We start from the raw sequence: 7,497 nt of genomic DNA on the forward strand, positions 1-7,497 counted from the left end.
GCGCGCGCAAAGGGTTCTGCTTTTTTACGAACGAAAGTTCAGGCCCGCTAGGACCAACCGCTCTGCGCATCGTCACTGCGGTGTTGCAATCACCTCAATGGCAAACGAGGCCGGTGCATCATAACCGATGCACCGGCCTCGCAATGTATAAGCGCCCGCCCAAGAGGACGAGCGCTCCGAATTGCACATTATTTGAGAGGTTAACGAGTAGAAGCTCTCGCAATCCGCTCGATTTCGCCGCGATTGATGCCAAGATCATGGAGTGCGCGATTGCTCATGCGGCCCAGTTCAGAGACCGTCTGACGATACTTGCGCCAATTGTTGAAAGAGCGTGCGATGTTCATAATAATCCCCTTTCCTGGGTTTTCGAAGTCAGCTGCCAGTCCGTGGCGCTTCGATTACTTCGATGTCGCTTATATATGATTGGTCGGACCAATTTTGCAGCGCGAAGACTCGATCTCAGCCATGCGTGTCTCGCATATCATGTGGGACAAGGGAGGTGTGACTTGTGCGCGCTCACTCGTCCAGAGTCCGCGGATGCGTGCGTCGGCAAGTCGTCGTTTTCAAGTTCCTACGAACGCGTAAGATCGACCGTGGCCGTCAATAAAGCGGCCAAAGACCGTTGGACCTATGAGCAGGCTGTATGCCTCTGACGCGAAGGCGCGGGCCTTGGCATTTCGGAGCGGTTTTGGCACGCCAGAACCACTTGGCTTCGCAATGACCGCTATCGGGCCGAAAGCAGCCCTTAGGGCATTTTCTCAGGACTGAAACTTCAGCGCCTCAACCAGCATCGTGAACGCGGGTGACGGATGCCGCCTTGACGGATAGTAAAGGTGATATCCGGGAAAGGGCTGGGACCAGTTCCCAAGCACCTGTACAAGACGTCCATCGTTCAGATATTCCCTGACGACGTCTTCGTGCACACATGCCAGGCCATAACCGTCGAGTGCCGCTCTTATAACCTGCGGCACTCCATTGAACGCCACCTGTCCTTCGACCCTAACGCGCACCTCGTGTCCGTCATGTTCGAATTCCCAGGGATAGAAGCCGCCATAGCTCGGAAGGCGAATGTTGATGCAGCGATGACCCGTCAGTTCCTGAGGTGACGTCGGCGCTGGCCTTGCTGCGAAACAGGATGGAGCGGCAACAACGATCATATGGGCCATGGGGCCGATGCGAACCGCTATCATATCCTTCTCGACTTGGTCGCCAAGCCGGACGCCCGCGTCAAAGCGCTCTGCGACGATATCCGTCAATGCGGATTCCGCAATAAGCTCAACCTTGATATCGGGGTAACCAATCAGAAATTTCGACAGTTTCGGCCAAAGCAGCGTGTCGATTGCGTGCTGACCTGCCGTGATCCGGAAGCTTCCCGCAGGCTTATCCCGGAACTCGCTTAGCGCCGACAACTGGGCCTCGATGTTACCGAATGCCGGACTGAGCGTCGACAACAGTTGTTCGCCTGCGACCGTTGGCGCAAGACTGCGGGTCGTGCGAGTTAACAGGCGAACCCCCAACCGTTCCTCCAATCGGCGAATGATAAGGCTGAGGGAGGACTGCGACGTCCCGAGACGGGCCGCCGCCTTGGTGAAGCTTTGCGCCTCGGCGACCGCCAGAAACGCCATAAGGTCGCCGAGGTCTTCGCGCCGCATTTATTGGTCTCCGATATAAGTTCAATCGCACATTAGCGCCTAATCGAAATAAATGTCAGGGTCTATATTCTCCGACAGAGGCGACGCTTTTCGCCAATGGAGACTTATGATGGAAATCAAGCGTGTTGGGTCGCAATCTTCTGCAAAGGGTCCGGCCGACTGGTTCACCGGGAGTGTTCGGGTCGATATGCTGGCGACGGCCCTCTCACCCGCACGGGCCTCGGCCGCGAGCGTGACGTTTGAGCCGGGCGCTCGGACAGCCTGGCACACGCATCCACTCGGGCAGACTCTGTTCGTCACCGCCGGGTTAGGCCTCGTGCAGCGTGAAGGCGGTTTGATAGAGGAAATTCCGTCTGGAGACGTCGTCTGGTTCCCGCCGGGCGAAAAGCACTGGCACGGAGCCTCTCCAACGACGGCCATGACCCACATCGCTATCCAGGAATCTCACGGCAAGGCCGTCGACTGGATGGAACACGTTACCGACCAGCAATACGCGGAACGTTGATGATGGCATGGTCCAAAGAGGAGCTGACATGCATCGCCGCGTCCGATGATCTTCATATTTCCCCTTTCCGTGAGGACGGCATTACCTATGGCACCCCGACATGGATTTGGTCGGTCGTTGTCGACGGCGCTCTGTTTGTGCGCGGTTATAACGGCCAGGCCTCGCGCTGGTATCAGGCTGCGCTGAAGCAGAAGGCCGGGCGCATTACCGTCGCAGGTCGGACGACGGACGTTGTGTTCGAACCCGTCGCTGGCGCAATTAACGACAGGATCGATGACGCCTACAGGGCGAAATACGCCAAGAGCCGCTACCTCGATCCGATGATCGGCTCGCGGGCGCGGGCCGCGACGATACGCGTCGACGCGACCGGCACCGGCCGTAAAACCCATTTCAAATAGCAGGGGCAACCCGTGCCTCGATAACAGGAGAAGACGAAAATGCAGAAGCGCAAACTCGGACAAAGTCTTGAAGTCTCGGCACTTTCGCTTGGTGCGATGGGATATGGAAAAGCCCGAGAACTTCCTGACAGGGCCGAAATGATTTCGCTTATCCGGACGGCGGTCGAACGCGGAATGGACTTTTTCGACACAGCCGAGGTCTACGGTCCCTTCACCAATGAACAGATGGTTGGCGAAGCTCTGGAGCCGCTGCGCGACCAAGTGAAGATCGCGACTAAGTTCGGCTGGGATGTTGATCCCGTTACTGGGGTCAATCATGGCGGGGTCAATAGCAAGCCGGACCACGTCCGCCGCGCGGTCGAAGGCAGCCTCAAGCGCTTACGGACGGATCACATTGATCTTCTTTATCAGCACCGGGTCGATCCCGAGGTGCCGATGGAGGACGTCGCGGGTCTCGTCAGAGACTTGATAGCCGAAGGAAAGGTCCGCTGGTTTGGCCTCTCGGAGGCGGGCGCTGGCTCCATTCGCCGCGCCCACGCCGTCCAGCCGGTTGCAGCATTGCAGAGCGAGTATTCGCTTTGGACCCGAGAGCCGGAAGCGGAGATCATCCCCACGCTTGAGGAACTTGGTATCGGTCTGGTGCCGTTCAGCCCATTGGGCAAGGGGTTTCTGACGGGGAAAATAGATGCCACGACAGAGCTGGACAAGTCGGATATGCGCAACAGCATTCCGCGCTTTGCTCCAGCGGCCCGCGAAGCAAATCAAAAGCTCGTCGAGCTAATCCGTCGTATCGGCGAAAAGCACAACGCCACACCTGCGCAGGTGGCTCTTGCATGGCTGCTTGCACAGAAGCCTTGGATCGTTCCTCTATTTGGTACGCGCAAGCTTGAGCGTTTCGATGAAAACATTGGATCGCTGGCGGTTCAATTGGCTGCAGACGACCTACGGGAAATCAAGATGGCAAATGTCGAGATTCAAGGTGCTCGTTATCCCGATGAACACATGCGCCGCGTCGGACTTTGACGGATGACCGAAGTGTCGTTGGCTGCAAGACCGCACGAGAGGGTTTGATTGCGACCGGAATGACCGCGCCCGGCGCGCAAAGCCGACATCAGGGCCACGCCTTGCAGGGTATAGGTTGGACCGTTACGATAGCTGCCCTCAGGCTAGTCCAACCGAAGAGTGGCGGCAGAATAATGCCCGCGAATGGATTCAAAGACCTGTCCGAACGCATAAGAAGCTTTCCAACGCCGGTGGCAGGGCTGGCACTTGGCATCGCGAGCCTTGGCTTGTCGTGGGAAAATCTGCTTCCTGGCGTTGGGCTTGCCGAAACCGGTGCCGTGATTGCTGCATTACTGCTCATCCTGCTGAGCGTGCGGTTCGTCCTCCACCCAGAAACGCTTTCCCGCGACCTCGCCAATCCCGTGGTGGGCGGTGTGGTCGCTACCTATGCAATGGCTTGGATGCTTGTCTCGATAAGTCTCTGGCAGTCCAGTCATCTGGCCGGGGCGTTGCTATGGTGGTTCGGGCTATGCATGCATGTTGTCTTCTTGGCATTGTTTGCCAGAAACAGAATGGCGGTTCGGTTCGAACTGCCGCATATGGTGCCCAGCTGGTTTATTCCCCCGGTCGGCGTCATTGTTGCCGCCGTGTCCTATCGAGGCCCCCACGAAGGACCTTTGTTCTTGTTGTCGGTTACCGCGTTGTACTTCGGGATGGTTATCTACGCGCTGATGCTACCGATAATGTTTTACCGGTTTATCTTTGCGGAGAACGTTGCGGTTACAGCAATGCCGACGCTGGCGGTCCTCGCGGCCCCGGCCAGCCTGTCGCTGACAGGATATTTGTCATTGGTCGACGACCCACAACCATTGCCAGTTATTCTGCTGATGGGAATCTCGGTGCTGATGACCGCCATTGTGTATGTCGCGTTCATACGATTGCTTGCGCTTCCGTTCTCGCCCGGGTTTTCGGCTTATACTTTCCCCTTGGTCATCGGGGCGACGGCGCTTTTCAAAACGGCCGATCAGCTAGAGGTCTGGCAAATCCGACAGAAACTAATCGACCAAACCCACGGGCTGGCGGTCTTCGAATTGCTGATTGCGACCGCAGTTGTCGTCTACGTGATTGCACGGTTCGGTCAATTCGCGTGGACACACTGGTGGCAAGTGCCTCGACCCGACTTGCTGGAGGCATAGGTCACGGAAAGATTGCCAGGTAGGTCCGGAGCAACACTCCACCAGCGTTGAGGGATATCATCATGCGGCCGGAATTGGCGCAAATCAGGCTTCGCAATGTCCGCTATCGGGCCTTTAGCGGACCAGTGTTACGGCCAGAGGCGGTGCGAAGAGGGCCTAAGGAAGCCACCCCGGCAGGAACGGTACCTGTACTACCAATCGTAACCTACTGCGATGCCGCTAGATTCACATATGCGAAGCCGTTTGCATGGTCGTAGTCGTGACCGGCGTAGCTTAAACCTAATGTCGGCCATGTACGACAACTCGCAACAGCTACCGTGGGCGGCAGGCCATTCAACCCATTATGTGCAGGCGGTCCGCCCCAGTCTCTAGCGGTGTAGGGGTGAGAAAATGCTTTGGTTCCAATCGACATCCACCCGCCCGCTATATGTATGCCGTTTCTAACAATGTTGTTGTTCGCATCTCTTGATTGGGCGGGCCTCACGTCGAAATATACTTTCCCATAGCCGTCTGTCTTGGCAGCGTTGTCCCAAGTCTCGAAATGAGCAGCCAATTTAACTTCGGAAGAAGGGAAATTCGACGTGCTGAAAAACCAGTCATTCTGCATCGTCCAGATGTTTTGCCTTGGATCAGGATAGCGCAGATTAGGCGGGGACTCAGCCACCACTTGCTGCGGCGGACCTACCTTGATGAAAGTCCATCCGTTCGACACGACAAGCTCGTTCGGGCCGACCAAATCGGCGTCTTTCAGATATACGGTGAGCACACCGTACCCTCTGGCGTTCAGGAATTGGTTCCAACAGTAGCCAGAGACCAGATCGGCGACTACACCAGTCTCCTGGCCCCACTGCGTGGATGGGTCTGTTTTTGGTGACTGCTGACTATTCTCGTCGTTCAAATTGAACTTACTGCCGACAATAAAATACCCATGGGGTTTCGGCGGAATAGGGGGGTATGCCATTGCGACTCCTCCTACTTTTTGAACGCGAGGACTATACTCATAGTTGTATCGCAGTCAACGCATCCAAAAGGAGTAGCCTAGCCGTGCGAGCGTTGCAGTGACAATGAAGCCTGTGGACCGCGTGCGAACACGATCTTGAAGGCATCATTGCCAAGCGAAGGGCAGCGGAACCGTCGCAAGCAACGCGTGAGGTCGAAACATCCATTAAAGCGAGAGACTTTGATGCAATCAGCATAAAAATTCTCACGCGCACGACGCTCGATTCACCCGTCCCTCCTTCTAGTGTTATCTCAGCGGAGACACTTTCTAAAGTCGCATAACTTTCCGATTGCAATCCGAGGATGCATGAGCTTCAATGAACCTCGCAGTTCGATGGGAAGGGGTAACCGACAAATCCATGTGTACGCCAGGTAAAATAGAAATCGTTCCCATCGCGTCGGAGAATATTGAAGGTTTCCACGCGGCGCTCGACGTTGTAGCGCGGGAACGAAAGTATTTGACCATGTTGGAAGCGCCTCCACTTCCACAGACGCGCAGCTTCGTACTCGGCATGATTGACAAGGGCAATCCGCAGTTCGTCGCCCTCGACGAGGGGCGGGTCGTCGGCTGGTGCGACATTACTCGCCATTTTCGGCCGACCCAATCGCACCGTGGATCGCTTGGAATGGGGATTATTCCCGCCTATCGCGGTAACCGACTTGGGCAGCGTTTGATGGAAGCGGCTTTGAACGCAGCAACGGACGTGGGCCTAATCCGGATCGAACTGTTTGTTCATGCCGACAACGCTCGCGCTATTGCTCTTTACGAGCGCGTGGGTTTCCGCCGCGAAGGGGTAGAAAGACGCGGTACATTGATCGACGGGCAATTTATCGATTCCATACGCATGTCGCTCATGCTCGATGAGCGCGGTTAGCGATGAAGCAGATCAATCGGCCTTGATTTCGCGTTGGAACGCACGCTCTTTCGTTTGTTCCGTAGAGATCTGTCTCCACAAAGCACGACTTGACATCGCCTTGTTGACGGGGACCCTCCGGAAATGCTGTCAGTGGACGAAGCTTGAGGAGTGGCTGCCAGTTCTCCATGCTGCCAATAGTTTCTCCGCGTTTGCCTCAGTACCGTGCTCGGATTGCAATTCGATGTCGTAGCTTTTCCTATATGTATCGTCTCGAACTCCTGCTTGGCACTGCCAAGTGGTCTGTCACCTCGCGAGGCTTCGCGCTCGATCAAAAGTTTGAGCGGGCCATGCACACCCACGAGGAACACCTGCGCAATCGTCCAGGCACTTGGGAACTTGGTGTCATGCCAAGGAACGAAGCCGCGAAGGATTTTGGATGCGAACCTTAGAAACAGCTCCGATTGGGGCCGAAAAATGATTGCCGCCTCTGCCGGACTGCGCCAATTAGTCCAGCGGCCTTCATAAGCTAGCCCGGATTTGCCAACCGCATGAGACCTGCCTCTGTCGATTTAAACCCGCAAGCACGATAGAATGAGGTCAGATGCGGTTCGAAGTTGACATGGAGCCACGTCGCCCCTCGCACTCGCGCAGCAGTCGTCGCTTCCTTGACTAACATCGTCGCGATCCCCCTCCTACGCCACATTGGCCTGACACAGGTATCCAGAACAAAGGCGTGCACCCCCCCATCTGTGGCGACGTTGACGAAGCCGATCAGGCTCTCGTCTTCGTAGGCTCCAACATGCGTTAAGCTGCGTGCTAAAATCTTTCGGAAATCCCTTCTGTCATAACTGCCCCAAGCTTCCGCCCAAAGCTCGTTCAGTTCTTCGT

The 7,497-nt window shown here is 56.2% G+C and carries 10 protein-coding genes; 5 read left to right on the forward strand and 5 right to left on the reverse strand.

Annotation, left to right across the window (positions count from 1 at the left end):
- Positions 1-200 precede the first annotated feature (200 nt).
- On the reverse strand, positions 201-344 hold the full coding sequence (locus tag AC1DPR_RS31140) for a DUF1127 domain-containing protein (RefSeq protein WP_477817926.1): 144 nt from the start codon (positions 342-344) through the stop codon (positions 201-203).
- A 414-nt stretch (positions 345-758) separates the two neighbouring features.
- Positions 759-1,652, reverse strand: a complete 894-nt coding sequence (locus AC1DPR_RS31145) for a LysR family transcriptional regulator (RefSeq protein WP_477817927.1) — start codon at positions 1,650-1,652, stop codon at positions 759-761.
- 109 nt (positions 1,653-1,761) lie between these two features.
- Between AC1DPR_RS31145 and AC1DPR_RS31150 the strand changes: the two genes are divergently transcribed.
- The 4 genes from AC1DPR_RS31150 (at position 1,762) to AC1DPR_RS31165 (ending at position 4,753) form a co-directional block, all read left to right on the forward strand.
- Positions 1,762-2,157, forward strand: coding sequence for a (R)-mandelonitrile lyase (locus AC1DPR_RS31150; RefSeq protein WP_477817928.1), 396 nt, complete (start codon positions 1,762-1,764; stop codon positions 2,155-2,157).
- A complete protein-coding gene (locus AC1DPR_RS31155; protein WP_477817929.1) occupies positions 2,157-2,555 on the forward strand; it encodes a DUF2255 family protein in 399 nt (132 codons plus the stop codon). Before AC1DPR_RS31150 ends, AC1DPR_RS31155 begins: the two co-directional genes overlap by 1 nt.
- Positions 2,556-2,594: 39 nt before the next feature.
- Positions 2,595-3,578, forward strand: a complete 984-nt coding sequence (locus tag AC1DPR_RS31160; protein WP_477817930.1) for an aldo/keto reductase — start codon at positions 2,595-2,597, stop codon at positions 3,576-3,578.
- Positions 3,579-3,751: 173 nt separating this feature from the next.
- On the forward strand, positions 3,752-4,753 hold the full coding sequence (locus AC1DPR_RS31165; protein WP_477817931.1) for a TDT family transporter: 1,002 nt from the start codon (positions 3,752-3,754) through the stop codon (positions 4,751-4,753).
- A gap of 205 nt (positions 4,754-4,958) precedes the next feature.
- Here AC1DPR_RS31165 and AC1DPR_RS31170 read toward each other — a convergent pair whose 3' ends face one another.
- On the reverse strand, positions 4,959-5,714 hold the full coding sequence (locus AC1DPR_RS31170; RefSeq protein ID WP_477817932.1) for a hypothetical protein: 756 nt from the start codon (positions 5,712-5,714) through the stop codon (positions 4,959-4,961).
- Between the two features lie 355 nt (positions 5,715-6,069).
- Between AC1DPR_RS31170 and AC1DPR_RS31175 the strand changes: the two genes are divergently transcribed.
- Positions 6,070-6,627: a GNAT family N-acetyltransferase gene (locus AC1DPR_RS31175; protein WP_477817933.1), complete on the forward strand. Its 558-nt coding sequence runs from the start codon at positions 6,070-6,072 to the stop codon at positions 6,625-6,627.
- On the opposite strand, the gene AC1DPR_RS31180 is transcribed toward AC1DPR_RS31175, so the two are convergent.
- Positions 6,624-6,977 (reverse strand): phosphotransferase-like protein, encoded by a 354-nt coding sequence (locus tag AC1DPR_RS31180; protein ID WP_477817934.1) that lies wholly within the window; start codon positions 6,975-6,977, stop codon positions 6,624-6,626. The two genes, AC1DPR_RS31175 and AC1DPR_RS31180, sit on opposite strands and share 4 nt — an antisense overlap.
- Positions 6,978-7,135: 158 nt before the next feature.
- A complete protein-coding gene (locus AC1DPR_RS31185) occupies positions 7,136-7,489 on the reverse strand; it encodes a GNAT family N-acetyltransferase (RefSeq protein WP_477817935.1) in 354 nt (117 codons plus the stop codon).
- Between the last annotated feature and the right edge of the window lie 8 nt (positions 7,490-7,497).

Source organism: Rhizobium sp. 01T417, assembly GCF_056398905.1.

Excerpts from the sequence above, each read along its gene's own strand:
- AC1DPR_RS31140 (WP_477817926.1), bottom strand. The coding sequence starts at position 344 with ATGAACATCGCACGCTCTTTCAACAATTGGCGCAAGTATCGTCAGACG.
- AC1DPR_RS31145 (WP_477817927.1), bottom strand. The coding sequence starts at position 1,652 with ATGCGGCGCGAAGACCTCGGCGACCTTATGGCGTTTCTGGCGGTCGCC.
- AC1DPR_RS31155 (WP_477817929.1), top strand. The coding sequence starts at position 2,157 with ATGATGGCATGGTCCAAAGAGGAGCTGACATGCATCGCCGCGTCCGAT.
- AC1DPR_RS31175 (WP_477817933.1), top strand. The coding sequence starts at position 6,070 with ATGAACCTCGCAGTTCGATGGGAAGGGGTAACCGACAAATCCATGTGT.
- AC1DPR_RS31170 (WP_477817932.1), bottom strand. The coding sequence starts at position 5,714 with ATGGCATACCCCCCTATTCCGCCGAAACCCCATGGGTATTTTATTGTC.
- AC1DPR_RS31150 (WP_477817928.1), top strand. The coding sequence starts at position 1,762 with ATGGAAATCAAGCGTGTTGGGTCGCAATCTTCTGCAAAGGGTCCGGCC.
- AC1DPR_RS31160 (WP_477817930.1), top strand. The coding sequence starts at position 2,595 with ATGCAGAAGCGCAAACTCGGACAAAGTCTTGAAGTCTCGGCACTTTCG.
- AC1DPR_RS31165 (WP_477817931.1), top strand. The coding sequence starts at position 3,752 with ATGCCCGCGAATGGATTCAAAGACCTGTCCGAACGCATAAGAAGCTTT.